A 19,318-nucleotide genomic window follows, 5' to 3' on the forward strand; every position below is an offset into this window, starting at 1 on the left:
CATCTTATCGTTACATCAATCACACATTCACGCCGTGCTGAGCAGCAAGAGCGGATAACCCACCCGCGAAGCCTTGACCTACGGCTTTGAATTTCCACTCGGCACCATTGCGGTACAGTTCACCGAAAACCATCGCCGTTTCGGTCGATGCATCTTCAGACAGGTCAAAACGAGCAATTTCAGCACCGGTATCGTTGTTGTACACGCGCATGAAACTGTTGCTGACCATACCGAAGTTTTGTTTACGGCCTTCTGCGTCATAGATTGTCACAGCAAAGACCAGCTTTTTCACTTCAGCAGGGACTTTTGCCAGATGAATTTTTACTTGCTCATCATCACCGTCGCCTTCGCCAGTACGGTTGTCGCCCTGGTGTTCAACAGAAGCGCAAGGGCTTTGTTTGTTATTGAAGAAAATGAAGTTGGCGTCAGACAGCACTTTGCCATCTTCTCCCACCATAAATACGGAAGCATCCAGGTCGAATGCCTGACCATCGGTGACGCGAGCGTCCCATCCCAGGCCGACCATGGCAACATTCATGGTTGGTGCTTCTTTCGTCAGGGAGACATTACCGCCTTTTACCAGAGAAACTGCCATTTTATAGCTCCTGCTTTAGATTGGATGATTGGGCAGTGCAAGACTGCCCAAAGGGAAAAATAAGGTAAGGTGATCAGGATGCGTTGATACCGTACTGTGCGCAAACCGATGCCAAACCGCCTGCGTAGCCCTGGCCGACAGCGCGGAATTTCCATTCCGCATTATGGCGATACAGCTCTCCGAACAGCATGGCGGTTTCCGTTGAGGCATCTTCAGTCAGGTCGTAGCGTGCAATTTCGGCCTGTGTGTCATCATTGACCAGACGGATGAACGCCCCGGTAACCTGACCAAAGCTCTGGTTACGTGTCTGCGCATCATGGATCGTGACAACAAAAACGATTTTGTCGACATCAGCCGGAATCAGATCCAGTTTAATCTTCAATGATTCGTCATCTCCGTCACCGGCACCAGTACGGTTATCGCCAGTGTGGGCCACTGATCCATCAGCAGACTTCAAGTTATTATAAAAAATGAAGTCGGTATCACCACGGACTTTGCCGTTAGCATTAAGCAGGAATGCCGAAGCATCCAGGTCAAAATCCTGACCATCTGTTGCACGCGCATCCCAGCCAAGACCGACCAAAACATTCTTCATTGTCGGTGCTGCTTTGCTCAGTGAGACATTACCGCCTTTAGAAAGAGAAACGCCCATTACATTAACCTCTTAAGTTGATTGCAGAATGCAGTGTAAGGAAGAGGAGATTAGCTCTCCTTGTTCTCCTCAGCATCCGGTTTGCCTGGGAATAGGATACTCGTGATAATCCCCAGCGCCAGAACACCCAGCACAACAAACAAGCTGGTGGTGGCTGAAATGCCATAACCATGGTGCCATATGTGATCGGTGGCATTCAGGCCCAGTTTGGCTGCAATAAAGAACAGCAACACAATAACGGCTTTTTCCAGATGAACCAGATATTGTTTCAGTGCTTCCAGTACAAAGTAGAGTGTACGCAAACCAAGGATCGCAAACATCATGGCACTGTAGACAATCAGTGGCTCACGGCTTACCGCAATAATAGCGGGAACCGAGTCAAAGGCGAACATCACGTCAGACAGTTCGACCACCGCGACACAGAGCATCAGCGGTGTGGCGTACAAGGTCGCCTTCGCACCACGGCCAATGGTGACGTCTTTGTTTTCCGGTTTAGCCAGCTCTTCATCCACTTCTTTCTGATTTAACAGAAAAGCATGACCGCGCAATTTTGGCCAGATAGGGAAGAAGCGTTTAACTAAACGGTAAGCAAGGTGCTGTGAGTAGTCTTCGATCTCTTCGTCATCGTCACCGCTTTTCAGCATCATGACGGCCGTCCAGGCAACGATCAACGCAAAGACGATTTCCACATATGGCCCCAGACTGAGCAGCCCAGTACCGATCGCGACGAAAATACCACGGAACACGATAGCACCGATGATCCCCCAGTAGAGTACGCGGTGACGGTAACGATCGGGAACCGCGAACCAGGAGAAAATTGCCATCATGACGAACAGGTTATCTACCGACAGCACTTTTTCCAGCGCATAGCCAGTAACGAACAAGCTGGCAACCTCTGCACCATGATGAATATAGAGAAAACCGGCAAATGCCATCGCCACAATGACCCAGAATACAGACCACAGTGCGGCGCTTTTCAATGAAATCGGCTTGTCATGACGGTGCATGAACAGGTCGATAAAAATGGCTCCGACAGCCAGTGCTATGAAAACAATGACGGTTTCTGTCGGAAAGCCGATATGAGTGGATACCATAGATAACCCTTAGAGGATATTGACATCAAAGGCCGAAATCAGCCGGTTGGAACCCTAGCGCAGTCGCGATCTCTCGTACAGCATGTTGTTCTGCCGTATCGAAATCACCGTCACTTTTCGCAACAGCAATACCAACGCGCAGCGCTAACTGTGCGGCTTCAGGCTGATCTTTAAGCGCCAGGATATATTTCATGGTTTCGCCTTTTCCGATTTCTTCATCGAAATCGAAACTGGTAACCAGTTTGTTAAAGAATTCAATGACTTCAGCAGTATCAAAGACTTTTAACTCTTCTGATGATTTGAGAAAACCAATCATCTTCTGTTTTTCTTCCGCACTCACGCCGCCGCTGGATACCGCGATACGAACACAGACAGCAACGGTTCCTTGCAGGAATTTCTTGTTTTTGAAGCGTCCGACCTGTTTGGTCAACTCTTCTCGGCTGGCATTAAAGGCGCCTTTAACCTTATTAAGAAAACTCATTCTGAACCTCTCATCAAATGAAACTATTTTGAGCCAGCCTTCCAGCTAAATCCCCAGCCAAGCGCGTTATCCATATCGCTATGGCCATTGAAGAACTGATTGATACGCTCGACCTTGATGCTTCCACCTTCATTGACCAGACGAGCAATAGCACACATGTTGCGGCTATTTTGTCCTTCCGTCATACGGGTTTCGATCGGTGGCTGATCGGGGATGTGCAGGGTGACCACGCCATCGGTTTTATCCCAGCTTGGCACACCTTCGTAGATAAAGGCATAAATCAGAACCTGACGCACCTGCTTCCATTCACGACCATTAATATGCAGCCATTCGCCTTCAGAGACATCACCGGTACGGTCATCTCCTTTGAGCAAAACAAACGGTTCATTATGGTAATCGCCAAAGCGATTGCCCAACGCCTGCACCACGGTTTTGTACCCGTCTTGCATTTCAATAAAAGCACCGAGGTCGAGATCGATCCCCTTGTTGCCGCCAAACATCCCGCGCAGGCCAGATGTTTTCGGCTCGCGATGCCAGTTCAGGTTGATGCGAATCTCGCCAAAGTTATCCCGTTTTTCCAGGCTGATGGCGGGTTTTTCTTTGGTGAGTGACACCTTGCTTAAGTTAATGCGGCTTGGCGCGGGGGCAGGAGCCGGGGTTGGCGCTGGTGCGGCGGCAGGTGCTGCGATTTCGACACCAAAATTCTCAGCCAGCGGCTGTAAACCACCGTTAAACCCTTGCGCAATAAAGCGGAATTTCCATTCGTTATTACGGCGATAAAGCTCTCCCAAAATCAGCGCGGCTTCCTGACGTCCTGCCAAATCGACATTGCCGTTTACCACAACTGCATTATCAGCATTAACCTGAATGCTGAGTTGCTGCAAATTAGCGATGGTCTGACTACCTTCACAGGCAACGGTGAACGCGACCTTTTGTACTTCGGGTTTCAGTTGGGCAACATCAACCGTGAAGATAGTGTTATGTCCCTCGTGTATCAGGCTGATACTGCCGTCATCATTACGAGGCTGACCATAAAACACCATATCCGCGTCGCCCTGTACTTTACCTGTTGCGAACAAGCGGAAAGCACTGGCGTCTACGGCTGCGCCCGAGAGTATACGAACCTGCAACGTTTTATTAGGGACGGGAGCATTGCCTCCAGGAGTCAGGTTCATTAGCGCACCACCGCAGTAACAATATCAGCATGCATGTCGTCAATAGTGCGACCACGGCAGGCTTGACCATGCGCAGTGAAATCCCATTGACCGTTATTACGGCGTAGTGAGGCGATCACGATCCCGGTGTGTGAACCTTGTTCGGTTAATTGATAACGTGCCAGTTCTTTGTTGGCCTGATCAACGACGCGGCAGAAAGCATTTTCAACTTCATTAAAGGTTTGGCCACGGAAGCTATTGACAGTAAAGGCCAGAAATTCGACGTGTTGGGGCAGTCGGTTCAGGTCAACGCGGATCACTTCATCATCACCGTCTCCTTCACCCGTCAGATTATCGCCACTGTGTACTACGGAACCGCAGGAGGATTTCAGCTTGCGGAACCAAACGGTGTCGATTTCGTTACCCGCTTTGTCGAGCAATACGCACCCTGCATCGAGATCGATTGACGCATTACCGCCAAATAATCCCCCTAAGAGTCCCTTTTTTTTCAACGGGTCCCAGCCGAGTCCAAAGTGAAGATTGCTGATAGCAGAAGATTGTTTACTGAGAGAAACTGTCTGGTTTTTACTCAAAGAAACCATAGCCGTATTCCTTATCGAGGTATTGAAAAAAACAACACTTTTTACACCAAAATCCATTCATGAAAAAATCATATCATGATGTAGTTTGTGAGCAAAAAACTTTTTATCGATTATTATTTGAAATTAATTATCTCAATGATATTAATATATATATTTTAATTTTCTTATTGGTTTCCCATTTTTTCTTCCTGTTTTAACGTGCGATAGACAGATTTTTTCTTTATTTAATGTAAATCATCACATGATTGACATGTTGCGATGTCGTCAATAGACTCTGTGCGCTTAACTTTATCGGGCTACACAGCATGGGAATGCACACCAATGACACATAGAATTTGGCTAATGGAAGGCTTATCTTCCCAGCGTGATATGATTTTAGCGATCAAGTCTTTTGCTGAAATCCGCCGGGCGGATGTGACTATTTTTGCCTCCCATCGCCATGAACGTAATGAAATCCTGTCGCTTGCCGATCAGGCGTTCCTGGAGCCTAAAGACGCGGCTGAACGGCTCGCTTTTATTCTGACAACGATCAAAACGCACGGGATTCATGCGATCCACGCCGGCAAACATGGGCGCTGGTGCGAAAACCATCGCCATGACATTGAATCCCTTGGTGTGAAGCTTACGACCGGCACCACCCATCCCGAATCTTTACTGATAGCCGATGATAAAGTCTCTTTTGCTCATAAAATGGAAGCGGAAGGGCTTGCCGTCGTGCCGTCGATTCGTGTCTCTTCTGTCGATGAACTCCGACAACAGCTCGCTGCGGCACCTTTTTCCGGCGCACCACTGTGTGTTAAACCTGTCACTGGTATTTATGGCATGGGTTTTTGGCGTTTTGATGATAGCGCCTCGCCGATGGCGGTTTTTACGCATCCTGAAAGGCGCCAGGTTGCGCCAGCACACTACCTACAGGCACAGGAGGCGGCGGGAAACTTTACGCCATTGGTGTTGATGCCTTACTTGCCGGGGCCGGAATATTCTGTCGATATGCTGGTCGAAAAAGGCACGGTGCTAGCGGCTGTCGCACGGCGTAAAGTCGGTGCGCTGCAATATCTGGAAAACCGCGGTGACGCGTATCACCTCGCCATTGCCTGTGCGGAATTGATGCAGGCGGATGGCTTGGTTAATGTGCAGACTCGCCACAATAACGATGGCGTTCCGCAACTGCTTGAGATCAATATGCGTCCTTCCGGGGGGATTGGTTATACTCGTTTTAGTGGTGTAAACCTGCCGGGGCTTTTTGCCCTGCGGCAGTTGGAATTGCTGAGTGCGCAGCAAGTGAGTGAGTTGGCGGCCGCCGCCTTTGAGCCAGCGACTGTGCGTTCGATCACCGATGTTGTCCACTACCCGACGACGCTGTCTAACCGACCGCTGGAAGGATAAGCTGCAATGTCATCCGTTTTACCACAGCCTGTTTATACCCGTCATCTTTCCTGTGGCACACTCAGTGTGACGCCAACGGGCGGCGTGACGGCGCTGGATGCCTTGTTTGATATTGCGGAACGTCGCAACCCTAAACGTGCTTTTCTGTTTGTCAGTAAAGTGTTGGGACGACATATTCCTGTGTCTCCCGCCACCATGCGCAAGGTGTATCGCCAGCTTGCCGAACAGCTTCCTGCGTCTATCGACGGCCCCACGCTGTTTATCGGCATGGCAGAGACGGCGGTCGGTTTAGGGGCCGGTGTCTTTGATGAGATGAGGCAACGAACTAGTGAATCTGTCTATTTAACCTCCACCCGTCATCCTCAAGACGGTGAATTATTATGTGAGTTTAAGGAGGCCCATAGTCACGCCACCGATCATTTGATCTATCTTCCTGCGGATGAACGGTTGCGTGACCGTGTGCGTGATGCTCGTACTCTGGTGCTGATTGATGATGAAGCGACAACGGGCAATACGTTTATCAATTTACTGGCAGCCCTGCGTGAGACCACATGGCTAAACCACCTGCAACAGGTGATGGTTGTGACACTCACCGACTGGAGCGGTAGCGCGTTCGCGCAGCGTTGTCCTTTACCGCTTCAGACGATCTCTCTGGTTCAGGGGGAGTGGCAATGGGAGCCGAAGCCTGATGCTCCCCTCCCGGTGATGCCAGCAGTGAACGTGACGGCGCGTGGTAACGTTGCTATTACCGGAAAACAGAGTTGGGGACGGTTGGGTATGGCCGAGCCAGCCGGGGATCTGGGGCGTGATTTGTGCGTGTTGCCGGGGGAAAACATACTGGTACTGGGCAGCAGTGAGTTTGTCTGGGAACCTTTTTTACTGGCGGAGCATTTGCAAGCGCAAGGCGCAGAAGTGAAGTTCAGTTCAACCACGCGGTCGCCTATCGCAACCGGATTCGCTATTCAGTCGGCGATCACGTTCAATGACAATTACGGGCTGGGCATTGCGAATTTTGTCTACAACGTGATGCATCAACGTTTCGATCGTATTCTGCTCTGCGTGGAGACGCCGCCAGAGAGTGTTGATCCTCAATTACTTGATGCGCTGGCGACGGTAGCGCCCCGCGTGGAGATTATCAGCTATGACTAAGCCCGTTATTTTTTCCGATCTTGACGATACGCTGTTCCAGACGCGGCGTAAGATGGTGAATGAACTGGATCTTGAGCCTTATCGCACGGGGGCGCTCGATCCCAGCCTGACGCCACGCAGTTTTATGACCGAAGAGCAGGCCATGCTGGTGGATTGGATGCTGGAATACGCTGAACTGATCCCGGTAACGGCACGCGGTACAGAAGAAATTGCCCGTGTGACCATCCCCTTTCGCTCCTGGGCGGTTACCACGCACGGTGCGGTGATCCTCACCCCACAAGGCGAACCCGATAGCGATTGGAAAGCGCAGATACTGGCTGCGCTGGCACCGTATGCGGAGCAGCTTCACGCCATGCAGCAGGGGATTACCGAACTGATAGCCGCGCGCGGTATTAACGGTTGGGTGCGGATTAATTACGAATACGGCGACACACCGATCTATCTGGTGATGAAGCACCGTGATAGCACAAAACTGGATGAACTCTATGCCATCGCCGATGAAATAGAGCAGCGCTATCCAATGCAGGGATTTTATGCGCATCGCAATAGTAATAACGTTGCCTGGCTGCCTAATCCGGTAGAAAAAGGGCTGGCAGTCACCTATTTGCTCAACAAATTGCGTGCGGAGCGCGGCACCTTTCCCGTAATTGGTCTGGGTGATAGCCTGAGTGATCATCGTTTTATGAAACTTTGCACCTGGTACGGATTGCCCCGACAAGGGCAGTTTGCCGAAGCGATCGGCCGCCGTATTTTCGGAGACGCCCAAGATGCATGACGACATCACGCCTTTCTCTGGCTCTTATTTACCAGACGATATCCATTTCTTGCTTCAGCCGGTAGAGATTGAAGTCACGCCGGTAGAAGAGAAAGAGCGGCTGATTCAGTCGGGCGCCAAGCACTATTCCGACATGCTGAGTCAGGAACCGGAACCGACCGTCTGGCATCTTGAACTGTTCTCCCGTGCGCTTGAAAAAGAGGGGAAACGTTTAGCGCACGAGGTGCAAATGCTGGCACAGACGCTGGCACTGCGTTTTGCCGATACGCCCATTGTCTTGACCAGCTTGGTGCGCGCCGGTGTTCCTCTGGGGGTGATGTTGCATCGTGCTCTGCGCGCCATGGGGAAAACGTCTTACCATTATGGCATCAGTATTATCCGCGATCGGGGCATTGATAAAGCCGCACTGGAATGGATTGAAGCGCGTCACGGCAGCGAAGGCATTGTGTTTGTTGATGGCTGGACCGGTAAAGGTGCTATCACCGGGGAATTGATCCGTTCTCTGAAAGGAAGAGAGGGGTATCCGGTTCAGCCACGTTTGGTGGTACTGGCGGATCCTTGCGGCTGTGCCTGGCTATCGGCAAGTCATGATGACTGGCTGATCCCATTTGGGATCATGGGCGCTCCTGTCTCTGGCCTGATATCCCGATCGTTGTGGGCAGCCGAAGGGCTACACGGCTGTGTGATATGCGATCACCTTAAGCCATATGAATGCAGCCAAATGCTGGTGGACACCATAGAAAAATGGCGTCGTACCGCTTCTCCTGCCGCTGTGCCAGCCTGTGGATCTGAACCTGACCAGCAGCGCTACTTACAACAACAGAGCGAAAGGGTGATCCGCACGTTAGCGGAGCGCTATAACATCGATAGTATCAATCGAGTCAAACCGGGCATTGCTGAGGCGACCCGAGCGGTGCTGCGTCGCGTACCGGATCACGTTCTGGTACAAACGATAGACGATCCTGATGTGGCGTTGCTGGTGTATCTTGCGCAGGAAAAGGGCATCACGATTACAGAAGTGGGTGATGAAATCGGTCAGTACCGTGCAGTTACGATCATCAAAAAGGTGCACTGATGAATACAAGGCTTTCTCCCTGGAATTTAGGTGCGACGCTCTACATGCCTGCTACGCGTACCGATATCGCTGAGGTTATCTTGACCGGTAAGATTAGCGGATTACGCTCTTTGGTTATTTGCCTTGAAGATGCTGTCGCCGATAGTGATGTCCCGCAGGCATTATCACGGCTTCGTGAACTGTTGGCGGTGCTGGCGCAGGCGAAACAAACGAACGGAAAAGCAGACTGGCCGTTAGTTTTTATTCGTCCACGAGATGTTGAAATGGGGCACTGGCTGGCGCGTGAGATGGATTTGAGCCCGCTGGATGGTGTGGTATTGCCTAAATTCACGCTGTCTTCTTTACCCCAGTGGTGGGAAGTGGTGCGCAATAGCGAACTGTGCATGATGCCAACATTGGAGACAGAAGATGTTTTCGATGTCGTGCAGATGCGTGAATTAGCCACGCAACTTCAGTCTCACCCTTGCCATGAGCGCATTATTGCATTACGCATCGGCGGAAACGACCTGATGAATGTGGTCTCACTGCGACGGTCGCGTCACCTGACGTTATATGATGGGCCAATGGGATACGTGATCAAGATGTTGGTCTCGATATTTGCCGCGCGGAATTTCGCGTTGACCGCGCCAGTCTGTGAACATATCGACGACCATCACATCATGTCACGCGAGTTGACGCTGGATATGGCGCATGGATTAGTCGGAAAAACGGCGATTCATCCCAATCAAATTGCGCTTATCGAGCAGGCCTTGATGGTGTCTGCCACCGATTATGCGGATGCGTTACGGATCCTGAACTCCAGCCAGGCGGTATTTAAATCTCAGGGGTCAATGTGCGAACCGGCGACGCATCGGCGTTGGGCATCGGGGATTTTGGAGCGGGCGAAGGTCTATGGCATCGCTTCTGAGCAACATCAGGGCACGCGTTTTAGCGTTGCAACGCATAATCATTGAGGTGAAGGTTGGCTTGTTAGAGTGGGTGGTTAGCGTTGTGGCCCCCAGGTTTTTCCATACGCGGAATGGTTTTTCCATGCACCGATAGGATGGAAACACTGTTTTAGACGCTGCGATAGGGTTCAGCGTTGTTATTAACCTAGATGAGTTATGAGAGAGTCATCCAGAAAATGCCAGTGAGCACACTTATTCTTCAGTCCATACGAGCGTTGTCCTGGTATATAAAAGGGGGCGCTGTATGCAACTAAGTACCCGTCAGGAAAGGGTTTTTATGCTTGCTAATATCCTGGGGACGGGGAAACCGGTTGCGGCAACGTACATCATCAATGAGTTGGGGTGCTCGGAGCCGACGTTGACTCGGGTGCTCAAGGAGTTGAGAAGTACCTATGATGCCGAGATAAAGTACAGCAAATCTTTGCACGCTTACCACATGGTTCAACCGGGTCAGCTTGATAAAAAAACGTTGCGTCGAATGGCGCAAGCGCTCGTGTCGAATGTCAGGTTTAAAGAAGAAGAAACGGTGAGTCGGGTCTTTCTGGATAAAGAAAAGAAGAAAGCCGTTTCTTTGTCATTAAGGATGTCTATCTTGCGTAAGATTGATACGCTGGCACGCCTGAAAGACATGACGCGCAGTGAAGCGGTGGAAATGCTGATCGGTAAATGTGCCGATGAACTGATTCGCGCGTCTTCCTCTTCGCAAAAATAGCCCAATATTGTCCTCCTCGTTTCCTGTTAATTTCCTTACCGATATCTCATCCCACTCTCTCCATTGAGCGGGGTGATGACGCGCATTTTTTGTTGAGATAACAATCAGACGGGTTATTATGTTTCAATCATATTATTCGTAATGTGACGTTCGAAAAGTCTTGGCGGAAATAAAAGAAGATTGGTATTCGCTGGTTTTCCCCTTCACCTTCCTCCTCCGCCAGAAATGAATGCTGTGCTCGAATTCTATCTATTAAAAACAAGGAGACTGTATGTCAGTCAGTTTGCGTAAAGGACAAAGTGTTAGCCTCAAAAAGAATGAATTTGATCTCTCTTCCGTCACCATTGGTCTGGGCTGGGACATCAGCGAAGAGAAAAAAGGTTTTTTTGGGGGAATATTTGGCAAGAAAACAGAAGATGAGTATGACCTTGATGTGATCGCTTTCTTATGTAATGCCGAGGGGAAAGTGGTTGATCTCGGGAAAATAGAATCTGGTCGTCCCACTTTGGACAACGGGGATGTGATCTTTTTCAATAACCAACGGCACCACTCAGGGCAAATTTGGCTAACTGGCGACAATCGTACTGGCGCAGGGGATGGCGATGATGAGCAAATTATTGCTCACCTGAATACGCTGGATGCGAAATACGAAAAAATCGTTTTTATCGTGCAAATATATAATGGTCGGGAACAGCAACAGCATTTTGGCAAAGTAAAAAATGCGTTTATCCGTGCGGTCGATGCCAATAATGTCGAAATGGCGCGTTTTGATCTTTCCGGCGGGCCTGCATTTAACCAAAAATGCTCAATGGTATTTGCTGAGTTGGTACGTGAAGCGACGGGCTGGAAACTCTGTGCGATTGGCGAACCTTCCGAGTCAGATAGCTTTATCACACATTTAGAGAGCTACCTGTAAATGAGACGGCTACCTGTTTATCTCCTGATTGATACGTCAGGCTCCATGCGCGGCGAGTCCATTCATGCGGTCAATGTGGGGATCCAGGCGATGCTAAGCGCATTGCGTCAGGATCCCTATGCGCTTGAAAGCGTCCATATTTCGATTATCACCTATGACAATGAAGCGCGAGAGTTCATTCCATTAACACCGCTGGAAGATTTCCAGTTTACCGATATTGTGGTTCCCAGCGCGGGCGGCACCTTTACGGGAGCGGCGCTGGAGTGTTTGATTCAGTCGGTCGATCGCGATATCAAACGTTCCGATGGTGATCAGAAAGGTGACTGGCGTCCTCTGGTGTTTCTCATGACCGATGGCACCCCCTCTGACGCTTACGCGTATGATGAAGCCGTGGTAGAAATCAAAAAACGTGCCTTCGGCTCGATTATTGCCTGTGCCGTGGGGCCGAAAGCCAAACATGAACACCTGAAAAAGCTGACCGATCAAGTGGTGGCGTTAGAAACGCTGGACTCTACGGCTTTTGCTGGTTTCTTCAAATGGGTGTCGGCGAGCGTCTCATCGGGCAGTGCCAGTTCTGGCGTCACGACGGGTCAGGATAACCTGCCGCCACCACCTCCCGAAATACAGTTGGTGCTGTGACTGCGAGGCAGGGCTTCCGACCGGAGTCTTGCCTTTTATTTTTGCTGTAGGCGATCACACTCAAATTTATAGAATTGCTTACCGCGAATACGATTTGTCTACTCAATACCATTTGTCTAATCAAGGTGTCTGTTATGAGACGACTACCCATTTTTTTTGTTCTCGACTGCTCGGAGTCGATGATCGGGGATAATCTGAAGAAAATGAACGATGGTCTCCAGACTATCGTCAGCGATCTGAAAAAAGATCCTCATGCCCTCGAAACCGCATGGATTTCGGTGATTGCTTTTGCGGGTGTCGCGCAAACCATCGTTCCTTTGGTGGAGGTGGCATCATTCTATCCGCCGCGCTTGCCGTTAGGCGGCGGCACCAGCCTGGGGGCCGCGCTACGGGAATTGACCCGGCAAATTGATGAACAAGTCAGAAAGACCACGCAAGAGCGTAAAGGTGACTGGAAACCTGTGGTTTATCTTTTAACCGATGGTCATCCGACGGATGATACGGCACCGGAGATTAAACGTTGGAAAGCAAACTATGCCAATAAGGTTAACTTGATCGCTATTGGTCTGGGAGCGTCAGCGGATCTGAATACGTTGCGCCAGCTTACCGACAATGCATTACTGTTTACGGAAGCACAAGAAGGGGATTTTACCCGCTTTATCAAATGGATCACCGCGTCAGTCACGGCCCATAGCCGTAGCGTTGGGGAAGAGGCTCCCCCGCTGTTACCGAGCACCGAGTCTGTGGTGCGGCTGGCGAAAGATGACGTGGCGCGGGCGTATGATGAAAACTGTGTGATTCTGGTTGGGCGTTGTAATAAATCGCGTCGTCCTTATCTGATGAAATATGAACGCCCCAACGTTAACCTGTCCTCTCTCAATTTTAAGCTCAATATCAACGGGTTCAATCTGGCCGGTTGTTTCCCGATAGATGAAGAGTATTTTGCCTGGACGGATCCGTCTGCTTCCACGCTGCAAGTTAATACCAGCGAATTACACGGTGCGCCAGGTTGCCCTCATTGTGGTAATGCCAGTGCTTTTGCGATGTGCTCTTGTGGAAAACTGTTATGCATCAATGGGCCAGAAACCGTGATATGCCCCTGGTGTAACAACAACATTACCTTTAGTGAAGGCGGGTCGGATGACTTTGATGTGAATCGCGGGAGAGGCTAATGGAGCAGGATGTCAGTCTGGATCGTCAGATATTCGCGCTGATTTTGCAACAGGCAGGAAAGGCGCTTTCCGAAACCCAATTTAATCACTGGGATGACGATACCGAGTTACGGGCGCTATCAGACAAATTGCGTGAACGGGTGATGCGCAAAGCAGAATCGCTTGCGACGCCAGAAAGCGCCATTCCACCATCGACCACGACAGAGCAGAAGTCGGCGGAAAAAGCGCAAGAGGACACGATGCCATGCGAGGAATTAACGATGCCACAGCCCTCTGAGGGTGCAGCACATAGGCTAAAACCGGGGCAAATTCCCACGCCGGGTCAGAACACGCCGTCAGGGGTCATACACCAGCCACAGGCCAAAATTACGCTCGCCAATGCCCGTGTGGGTACGGCGTTTAACACCCCCATTGAGATTGTCCTGGATAATGGGCTGAGGCCGGACGTGCAGGATGTGGTGTTTAGCCAAGAGATTGGGCTACGTTTTGATCGAGAGACCGTTTCGCTGGTGGGAATGCCAAGCCAAAGCGGTGACTGGACGTTGACGGTTCATTGGACATGCGGATCCGCGACGTCGGGATCCACGCAGGTATTGCTGATCGTAAATCCCGATCCCCGCAGCTTATGGAAAATCATCGATCCTCCTGCTGACGATCGTTACTTTAAACCGAATAGGGCGCAGCAACTGATTCGGCAGCCTGGCATTAATATCGCAGCCGCCAGCCGACGCGGGCGTTCACATGAACATGTCGGCACGTTTCGCGATGATGACTATTTTATCTCGCACGATAATGACAACGGTTGGAGCATTTTGCTGGTGGCAGACGGTGCGGGAAGCGCCAAAAATTCCCGCGAAGGCTCGCGTCTGGTGACGACGGTGGTCGGAGAGTATTTGGCGCGGCAGTTGGCAGGGGAAACCGCCTCGGGGCTAAAGCGTGCGATCACCGAGTGGACACCCGAAGATCAGCGTGAAGTTGGCACTTTCTTTGTCAGCCAATTTCATAAAGCGGCTCAGCTTGCGGTGCATAAGATCCACGGTGAAGCGTTGGAAACGAACGACAGCATCAAATCTTATTCCACAACCTTGTTAGCGACGGTGGCATTGCGCACAGGCGATGAAGTCTTTGCCGCGTCGTTCTGGTTGGGGGATGGTGCTATCGCTGCCTATGGCCCAGCGGGGAAAGTGCGTCTGTTAGGTTCACCGGATAGCGGTGAATATGCCGGACAGACTCGTTTTCTGGATCAAGATGCCGTCCAGGATCCGCAATTCAGCAAACGCGTCATTATTGGCAAGTGGAGCGAGATTTCGCACCTGATCCTGATGACCGATGGGGTATCCGATCCGTACTTTGAAACGGATAACGGGCTGCAAAACCCGGAAAAATGGGATGCGTTGCTTGCCGACATCGCCCCTTACCTCAATGACGGTGAACAAGCGGCAGAACAACTCACTGAGTGGCTAAACTTTTTCTCGCCCGGAAACCATGATGACCGGACGATTGTGGTGGCATGGTGAGTCTCAGAAATGGATTGCTGGTGATAATCAATGGCTAACATTATTAGTTGTAGAACTCAGGATGGTGAACTCGTCCAGTACGTTGACGAAGTCATCGGGTCGGGGTCGATGAAGGATGTCTACTTTTCTCCTGACAAGACCTATGTGGTGGCTTTCTACAAGAAACCACAGAATGAGCAGGCGAAAGAACGAATTGCGATGATCACGGGGCGCTATCGGCAAAGTATCTTTGAACAGGCAGGGGGCGACTACTGGCAAGACCTGTTCTGCTGGCCGACCAGCGTGGTGGAACATCAGGGACGAATCGGCATTGTGGTGCCCACCTACCACAGCCATTTTTTCTTTAAGTACGGTTCCAAGAATAATGATTTTCTTGGCATCAAAGGGCGGGAAAAAGAGGGAAAATGGTTTGCCAGCGCCAATAACCAGAACAAATTTCTCGATCCGCGTGAGCGCGGCAACCTGCTGAATTACCTCAAAGTCTGCCTGCAATTGACGCGTGCGGTACGACGTATGCATGCGGCGGGGCTGTGTCACAGCGATCTGAGTTATAAGAACGTACTGGTTGACCCCGAAGCGGGACATGCCTGTGTGATCGATATCGATGGGCTGGTGGTGCCGGGGAAATACCCGCCGGATGTGGTGGGAACGCCGGACTTCATTGCCCCAGAGGTGGTGACAACCACCCATCTGGCGAAAGACGATCCGAAGCGGATTTTGCCGAGCATCAATACCGATCGCCACGCGTTAGCCGTATTGATCTACATGTATCTGTTTTACCGGCATCCACTACGGGGCGGTAAAGTGCATGACATGGAGGATGAAACGCGGGATGAATCCCTGTCTATGGGCGAAAGGGCGCTGTTTATCGAACATCCGACAGACCGCAGCAATGCGGTGAAGCTCAGCCAGGTCAGCCCGTCATCGTTACCGTGGGCGGATACGGATAAGATCCCTTATACCGTGATGGGGCCGTATCTTACCCCTCTGTTTGAGAAAGCGTTTATCACGGGTTTGCATGAGCCAACCCAGCGGCCGACGGCAGATGAATGGGAAACGGCACTGGTGAAGACGGTGGATCTGATTCAGCCGTGTCAGAACCCGAAATGTGATCAGCAATGGTACGTTTTCTCCGGTAAGACACAGCCTTCATGCCCGTATTGCGGTACGGCGTATAAAGGCAAACTGCCGATACTGAACCTGTATTCATCACGTCACACGGGGAGCTACCGCCCGGATGATCACCGTTTAATGGTGTGGAACGGTCAGTCGCTGTATGCCTGGCATGTGAATCGCTTGATAGCTCCGAACGAGCGTACAACCGCAGACCAAAAGAAACGTGTCGGTTATTTTGTTTTTCATCAAGACCAATGGTACTTGGTGAATGAAGGTATTGATGCGCTGATGTCATTACCAGATAAACAGAAGATTGCGATAGGGGACAAATTGGCGCTGACGGATGGCGCGCAGTTTGTGCTTTCTACCCAAGAAGGGGGGAGGCTGGTGGTGGTACAACTGGTATCAAACTAACACCTTGCCTTACCAACCGGTTAGGTGCACACAAGGGCAGCGAACGCTGCCCTTGTGTATTTGGGGTGGTCGCACGGTGTTGGCTAAAGCACGACTTACTGCATGCTGGCCGCGAGGGTATCGACGTTGTGTTTAAACGCGGCCGTGTAAGTCGCCGCCGGGCCAGAGGCATCGGTCAGGGCTTCCGGGTACAGTTCTCCGCCGGGCTGTGCGCCGCTGGCATTGGCGATTTGTTTCACCAGACGCCCATCGGTCTGGTTTTCAATGAAGTAATTTTTGACCTTCTCCTGTTTGATTTGCGTAATCAGCGAGGCCACTTTCTTACTGCTGGCCTCGGATTCGGTGGAGTAGCCTACTGGCGACAGGAACGTCACGCCGTACGCCTGACCGAAATAGCCGAACGCATCATGGCTGGTGAGGACTTTGCGTTTTTCCGAAGGAATAGCGGTAAACGTTTTTTTCGCGTAGCGGTTCAGTTCCTGTAGCTGCTTGATGTAAGCTTCTCCCTGCTGCCGATAATAATCGGCATTGGCCGGATCGGCTTTTATCAGCGCGTTGACGATGTTATAGGCATAGACCACGCCGTTGCTCATGCTGTTCCAGGCATGGGGATCGGTTTCCGTTTTGCCGTCTTCCACCATCGTACGGGTTTCAATGCCGTTGGATGCCGTGATTACCTCACCACGGTAGCCGGATGCGGTGACCAGCCTATCGATCCAGCCTTCCAGCCCCAGCCCGTTAACGAAAACCACATCGGCCTTAGCCAGCGTTTTGCTGTCTTGCGGTGAAGGTTCAAACTCATGCGGATCGCCATTCGGCTTCACCAGATCGGTTACGGTCACGCGATCGCCACCGATATGGCTGACCATATCGCCAAGTACGGAAAAGCTGGCGACAACATTAAGATTTTTTGCCATCGCCAGTGGGCTAAGCAGCAGGCCGGATAAGGCCATAGCTAACAGTGAACGTTTCATTTTTCCCTCACAGATAGTTGCAAATAATGAGATGCATCGATCAACGACGCTGGCGTAATAACCCACCATGATGACCGACACAGACCGAGAAACAGAAAAACAGCGTAGTTGTCAGAATGATGGCGGGGCCAGCAGGTAACTCGGCGTAGTAAGACCACAGCAGCCCGATCAGGCTGGCAAGCATCCCTTGCAGCGCGGCAATGCCAAGCATCACAGATAGACGCTGCGTCCAGAACCGGGCGCTGGCGGCAGGTAACATCATCATGCCAACCGTCATCAGCGTGCCTAGCAACTGGAATCCTGCGACCAGATTCAGCACCACCAGCGACAGAAACAGGCCGTGGATCAACGCCCGATAGCGCCCTGAACTGGTGCGCAGGAAGGTGACGTCAAACGATTCAATCACCAGCGCCCGATAGATCATGGCCAGCGTGAGCAAAGAGCCGGAGCCGATGAGTGCAATGTTGATCAGCGCGGCACGATCTACCGCCAAAATCGACCCGAACAGCACATGCAGCAGGTCGATGCTGGAACCACGTAGTGAAACCAGGGTGACACCGAGCGCCAGCGAACCGAGGTAAAACCCGGCGAAGCTGGCATCCTCTTTTAATTCCGTGTGGCGAGTGACAAAGCCAGAGAGCATGGCAATCGATAACCCAGCGATGAAGCCGCCGATCCCCATCGCCAGTAGTGACATGCCTGAAATGAGGTAGCCGATGGCCACGCCGGGTAAGACGGCGTGCGACAACGCATCGCCAATCAGGCTCATGCGTCGCAACAGCAGGAAGCAGCCTAACGGCGCGGCGCTCAGCGTGATCACCAGACAGCCGACCAGCGCGCGTCGCATAAAACCGAATTCGGCAAAAGGAGAAGTGATGAGGTGAAAGAGCATCATGACGTGACGATCCTGAGCGCTGGCATCGTGCTGTCGGTCGTGCGCAGGCTATGTAAGATAGGTTGGGCATCCCCCCAGCGATGGCCGTCTGAAGCAAGCTGCAAGACCGTGGGAAAATGCTGCCTGACCAGTTCCCTATCGTGCAAGACTGCCAGAATCGTTCTGCCTTCGGTGTGAAGCTGTTTGATAATCTGCAACAGCGCCTCTGTGGTGTGGCTATCGACGCCGGTAAAAGGTTCATCCAACAGAATGATCGGTGCCTGCGTCAGCAGCAGGCGCGCGAACAGCACGCGTTGGAGTTGTCCACCGGACAGGATGCCAATATGCCGATCGGCGCAGTCTGCCATCGAGACGGCATCGAGCGCATCGATAGCGCGGTGGTGCCAGTTGGCGTTAATGCTCCGAAACAGTCCACGCTGGGGCAGCGATCCCATGAGCACCAGATCGCGCACGCTGATAGGAAATTGCCGATCAAATTCAGAAAGCTGCGGCAAATAGCCGATGGCGCTATTGCCAAGGCTGAATGTACCGGACAGTGGCGGCAGCAGGCCTGCCAGCGTTTTGAGCAGCGTCGATTTTCCGCTGCCGTTTGCGCCAATAATCGCCGTTAGCGATCCCTGATGAAAACACCCATTGAGTGTGGCAAGCGCGGGCTGGCGACGGTAGCCAACAGCCAGTTCCTGTAGGGTAATCATGGCAGCGTCACCGCCCATCCAACCAAGAGCCACAACAGCACCAACAGCAGGGAAACCAGTAACACACGCTTCAGCGCGGAGAGGGAGTAAAAACTTGTCATTGTCATCAATAAAAAATTAATTGTTATAATATAACATATCACTTTTTAATGACGACGACAGAGGGAATAGGTAAAAAAGTATGTAAGCGGATTGGGTTTGGTTGGGGGAAGGTGTGCACTATTTCGTGCGCCACACTGCTCACAAAACCCAGCTAACTCATATCGCGATGGCTTTTCTTTTCACGGCGTAAAAAATTATGCTGAGGTGAACATGAACGCCGTGTGAGCGGCATGGATGCCGCGAAAGCCAGTGCCGC

20 protein-coding genes are annotated in these 19,318 nt (G+C 51.4%); 11 read left to right on the plus strand and 9 right to left on the minus strand.

The window, feature by feature from the left end:
* Positions 1 to 19 precede the first annotated feature (19 nt).
* The 6 genes from OI69_RS17145 to OI69_RS17170 form a co-directional block, all read right to left on the minus strand.
* On the minus strand, positions 20 to 595 hold the full coding sequence (locus tag OI69_RS17145; protein WP_039353235.1) for a TerD family protein: 576 nt from the start codon (positions 593 to 595) through the stop codon (positions 20 to 22).
* 73 nt (positions 596 to 668) lie between these two features.
* On the minus strand, positions 669 to 1,247 hold the full coding sequence (locus OI69_RS17150) for a TerD family protein (RefSeq protein ID WP_039353238.1): 579 nt from the start codon (positions 1,245 to 1,247) through the stop codon (positions 669 to 671).
* A gap of 50 nt (positions 1,248 to 1,297) precedes the next feature.
* A complete protein-coding gene (locus tag OI69_RS17155; protein ID WP_039353241.1) occupies positions 1,298 to 2,341 on the minus strand; it encodes a TerC/Alx family metal homeostasis membrane protein in 1,044 nt (347 codons plus the stop codon).
* A 25-nt stretch (positions 2,342 to 2,366) separates the two neighbouring features.
* Positions 2,367 to 2,822 (minus strand): tellurite resistance TerB family protein, encoded by a 456-nt coding sequence (locus OI69_RS17160; protein WP_039353243.1) that lies wholly within the window; start codon positions 2,820 to 2,822, stop codon positions 2,367 to 2,369.
* 23 nt (positions 2,823 to 2,845) lie between these two features.
* Entirely contained in the window at positions 2,846 to 3,997 is a 1,152-nt protein-coding gene (locus tag OI69_RS17165) for a TerD family protein (RefSeq protein WP_039353246.1), read from the minus strand.
* Complete coding sequence (locus tag OI69_RS17170; protein ID WP_039353249.1) at positions 3,997 to 4,578, minus strand: TerD family protein; 582 nt, start codon at positions 4,576 to 4,578, stop codon at positions 3,997 to 3,999. The genes OI69_RS17165 and OI69_RS17170 overlap by 1 nt, the downstream gene beginning before the upstream one ends.
* A gap of 321 nt (positions 4,579 to 4,899) precedes the next feature.
* Here OI69_RS17170 and OI69_RS17175 point away from each other — a divergent pair, with 321 nt between their 5' ends.
* The 11 genes from OI69_RS17175 to OI69_RS17225 all read left to right on the plus strand — a co-directional run bounded on the left by OI69_RS17175 (position 4,900) and on the right by OI69_RS17225 (position 16,396).
* Positions 4,900 to 5,964, plus strand: coding sequence for an ATP-grasp domain-containing protein (locus OI69_RS17175; protein ID WP_039353251.1), 1,065 nt, complete (start codon positions 4,900 to 4,902; stop codon positions 5,962 to 5,964).
* A 6-nt stretch (positions 5,965 to 5,970) separates the two neighbouring features.
* A complete protein-coding gene (locus OI69_RS17180; protein WP_039353254.1) occupies positions 5,971 to 7,113 on the plus strand; it encodes a phosphoribosyltransferase domain-containing protein in 1,143 nt (380 codons plus the stop codon).
* Positions 7,106 to 7,888: an HAD family hydrolase gene (locus OI69_RS17185; RefSeq protein ID WP_039353257.1), complete on the plus strand. Its 783-nt coding sequence runs from the start codon at positions 7,106 to 7,108 to the stop codon at positions 7,886 to 7,888. Before OI69_RS17180 ends, OI69_RS17185 begins: the two co-directional genes overlap by 8 nt.
* Positions 7,881 to 8,963: a cysteine protease StiP family protein gene (locus tag OI69_RS17190; protein ID WP_039353260.1), complete on the plus strand. Its 1,083-nt coding sequence runs from the start codon at positions 7,881 to 7,883 to the stop codon at positions 8,961 to 8,963. Before OI69_RS17185 ends, OI69_RS17190 begins: the two co-directional genes overlap by 8 nt.
* Positions 8,963 to 9,916: an HpcH/HpaI aldolase/citrate lyase family protein gene (locus tag OI69_RS17195; protein WP_039353263.1), complete on the plus strand. Its 954-nt coding sequence runs from the start codon at positions 8,963 to 8,965 to the stop codon at positions 9,914 to 9,916. The genes OI69_RS17190 and OI69_RS17195 overlap by 1 nt, the downstream gene beginning before the upstream one ends.
* A gap of 238 nt (positions 9,917 to 10,154) precedes the next feature.
* The gene (locus OI69_RS17200) at positions 10,155 to 10,622 is read left to right on the plus strand and encodes a hypothetical protein (RefSeq protein ID WP_039353266.1); all 468 of its coding nucleotides are present in this window, start codon (positions 10,155 to 10,157) and stop codon (positions 10,620 to 10,622) included.
* A 271-nt stretch (positions 10,623 to 10,893) separates the two neighbouring features.
* Positions 10,894 to 11,538 (plus strand): TerD family protein, encoded by a 645-nt coding sequence (locus tag OI69_RS17205; RefSeq protein ID WP_039353269.1) that lies wholly within the window; start codon positions 10,894 to 10,896, stop codon positions 11,536 to 11,538.
* Positions 11,539 to 12,177, plus strand: coding sequence for a vWA domain-containing protein (locus OI69_RS17210; protein ID WP_039353273.1), 639 nt, complete (start codon positions 11,539 to 11,541; stop codon positions 12,175 to 12,177).
* 134 nt (positions 12,178 to 12,311) lie between these two features.
* Positions 12,312 to 13,349, plus strand: a complete 1,038-nt coding sequence (locus OI69_RS17215; RefSeq protein ID WP_039353276.1) for a TerY-C metal binding domain-containing protein — start codon at positions 12,312 to 12,314, stop codon at positions 13,347 to 13,349.
* Positions 13,349 to 14,866, plus strand: a complete 1,518-nt coding sequence (locus OI69_RS17220; RefSeq protein ID WP_039353279.1) for a PP2C family serine/threonine-protein phosphatase — start codon at positions 13,349 to 13,351, stop codon at positions 14,864 to 14,866. The genes OI69_RS17215 and OI69_RS17220 overlap by 1 nt, the downstream gene beginning before the upstream one ends.
* Positions 14,867 to 14,896: 30 nt before the next feature.
* The gene (locus OI69_RS17225; protein WP_039353281.1) at positions 14,897 to 16,396 is read left to right on the plus strand and encodes a helix-hairpin-helix domain-containing protein; all 1,500 of its coding nucleotides are present in this window, start codon (positions 14,897 to 14,899) and stop codon (positions 16,394 to 16,396) included.
* Between the two features lie 95 nt (positions 16,397 to 16,491).
* Here OI69_RS17225 and OI69_RS17230 read toward each other — a convergent pair whose 3' ends face one another.
* The 3 genes from OI69_RS17230 to OI69_RS17240 are packed head-to-tail and all read right to left on the minus strand — an operon-like array spanning position 16,492 to position 18,960.
* Complete coding sequence (locus OI69_RS17230; protein WP_039353284.1) at positions 16,492 to 17,370, minus strand: metal ABC transporter substrate-binding protein; 879 nt, start codon at positions 17,368 to 17,370, stop codon at positions 16,492 to 16,494.
* A gap of 40 nt (positions 17,371 to 17,410) precedes the next feature.
* Positions 17,411 to 18,265: a metal ABC transporter permease gene (locus OI69_RS17235; protein WP_039353288.1), complete on the minus strand. Its 855-nt coding sequence runs from the start codon at positions 18,263 to 18,265 to the stop codon at positions 17,411 to 17,413.
* Positions 18,262 to 18,960, minus strand: a complete 699-nt coding sequence (locus tag OI69_RS17240) for a metal ABC transporter ATP-binding protein (RefSeq protein WP_039353295.1) — start codon at positions 18,958 to 18,960, stop codon at positions 18,262 to 18,264. Before OI69_RS17240 ends, OI69_RS17235 begins: the two co-directional genes overlap by 4 nt.
* Between the last annotated feature and the right edge of the window lie 358 nt (positions 18,961 to 19,318).

Origin of the sequence: Pectobacterium fontis (assembly GCF_000803215.1) — a bacterium.
GTDB classification, from domain to species: domain Bacteria; phylum Pseudomonadota; class Gammaproteobacteria; order Enterobacterales; family Enterobacteriaceae; genus Pectobacterium; species Pectobacterium fontis.

Excerpts from the sequence above, each read along its gene's own strand:
- OI69_RS17165 (WP_039353246.1), bottom strand. The coding sequence starts at position 3,997 with ATGAACCTGACTCCTGGAGGCAATGCTCCCGTCCCTAATAAAACGTTG.
- OI69_RS17220 (WP_039353279.1), top strand. The coding sequence starts at position 13,349 with ATGGAGCAGGATGTCAGTCTGGATCGTCAGATATTCGCGCTGATTTTG.
- OI69_RS17195 (WP_039353263.1), top strand. The coding sequence starts at position 8,963 with ATGAATACAAGGCTTTCTCCCTGGAATTTAGGTGCGACGCTCTACATG.
- OI69_RS17185 (WP_039353257.1), top strand. The coding sequence starts at position 7,106 with ATGACTAAGCCCGTTATTTTTTCCGATCTTGACGATACGCTGTTCCAG.
- OI69_RS17175 (WP_039353251.1), top strand. The coding sequence starts at position 4,900 with ATGACACATAGAATTTGGCTAATGGAAGGCTTATCTTCCCAGCGTGAT.
- OI69_RS17145 (WP_039353235.1), bottom strand. The coding sequence starts at position 595 with ATGGCAGTTTCTCTGGTAAAAGGCGGTAATGTCTCCCTGACGAAAGAA.
- OI69_RS17150 (WP_039353238.1), bottom strand. The coding sequence starts at position 1,247 with ATGGGCGTTTCTCTTTCTAAAGGCGGTAATGTCTCACTGAGCAAAGCA.
- OI69_RS17210 (WP_039353273.1), top strand. The coding sequence starts at position 11,539 with ATGAGACGGCTACCTGTTTATCTCCTGATTGATACGTCAGGCTCCATG.
- OI69_RS17170 (WP_039353249.1), bottom strand. The coding sequence starts at position 4,578 with ATGGTTTCTTTGAGTAAAAACCAGACAGTTTCTCTCAGTAAACAATCT.
- OI69_RS17215 (WP_039353276.1), top strand. The coding sequence starts at position 12,312 with ATGAGACGACTACCCATTTTTTTTGTTCTCGACTGCTCGGAGTCGATG.
- OI69_RS17180 (WP_039353254.1), top strand. The coding sequence starts at position 5,971 with ATGTCATCCGTTTTACCACAGCCTGTTTATACCCGTCATCTTTCCTGT.
- OI69_RS17190 (WP_039353260.1), top strand. The coding sequence starts at position 7,881 with ATGCATGACGACATCACGCCTTTCTCTGGCTCTTATTTACCAGACGAT.
- OI69_RS17235 (WP_039353288.1), bottom strand. The coding sequence starts at position 18,265 with ATGATGCTCTTTCACCTCATCACTTCTCCTTTTGCCGAATTCGGTTTT.
- OI69_RS17200 (WP_039353266.1), top strand. The coding sequence starts at position 10,155 with ATGCAACTAAGTACCCGTCAGGAAAGGGTTTTTATGCTTGCTAATATC.
- OI69_RS17230 (WP_039353284.1), bottom strand. The coding sequence starts at position 17,370 with ATGAAACGTTCACTGTTAGCTATGGCCTTATCCGGCCTGCTGCTTAGC.
- OI69_RS17205 (WP_039353269.1), top strand. The coding sequence starts at position 10,894 with ATGTCAGTCAGTTTGCGTAAAGGACAAAGTGTTAGCCTCAAAAAGAAT.
- OI69_RS17160 (WP_039353243.1), bottom strand. The coding sequence starts at position 2,822 with ATGAGTTTTCTTAATAAGGTTAAAGGCGCCTTTAATGCCAGCCGAGAA.
- OI69_RS17155 (WP_039353241.1), bottom strand. The coding sequence starts at position 2,341 with ATGGTATCCACTCATATCGGCTTTCCGACAGAAACCGTCATTGTTTTC.
- OI69_RS17240 (WP_039353295.1), bottom strand. The coding sequence starts at position 18,960 with ATGATTACCCTACAGGAACTGGCTGTTGGCTACCGTCGCCAGCCCGCG.
- OI69_RS17225 (WP_039353281.1), top strand. The coding sequence starts at position 14,897 with ATGGCTAACATTATTAGTTGTAGAACTCAGGATGGTGAACTCGTCCAG.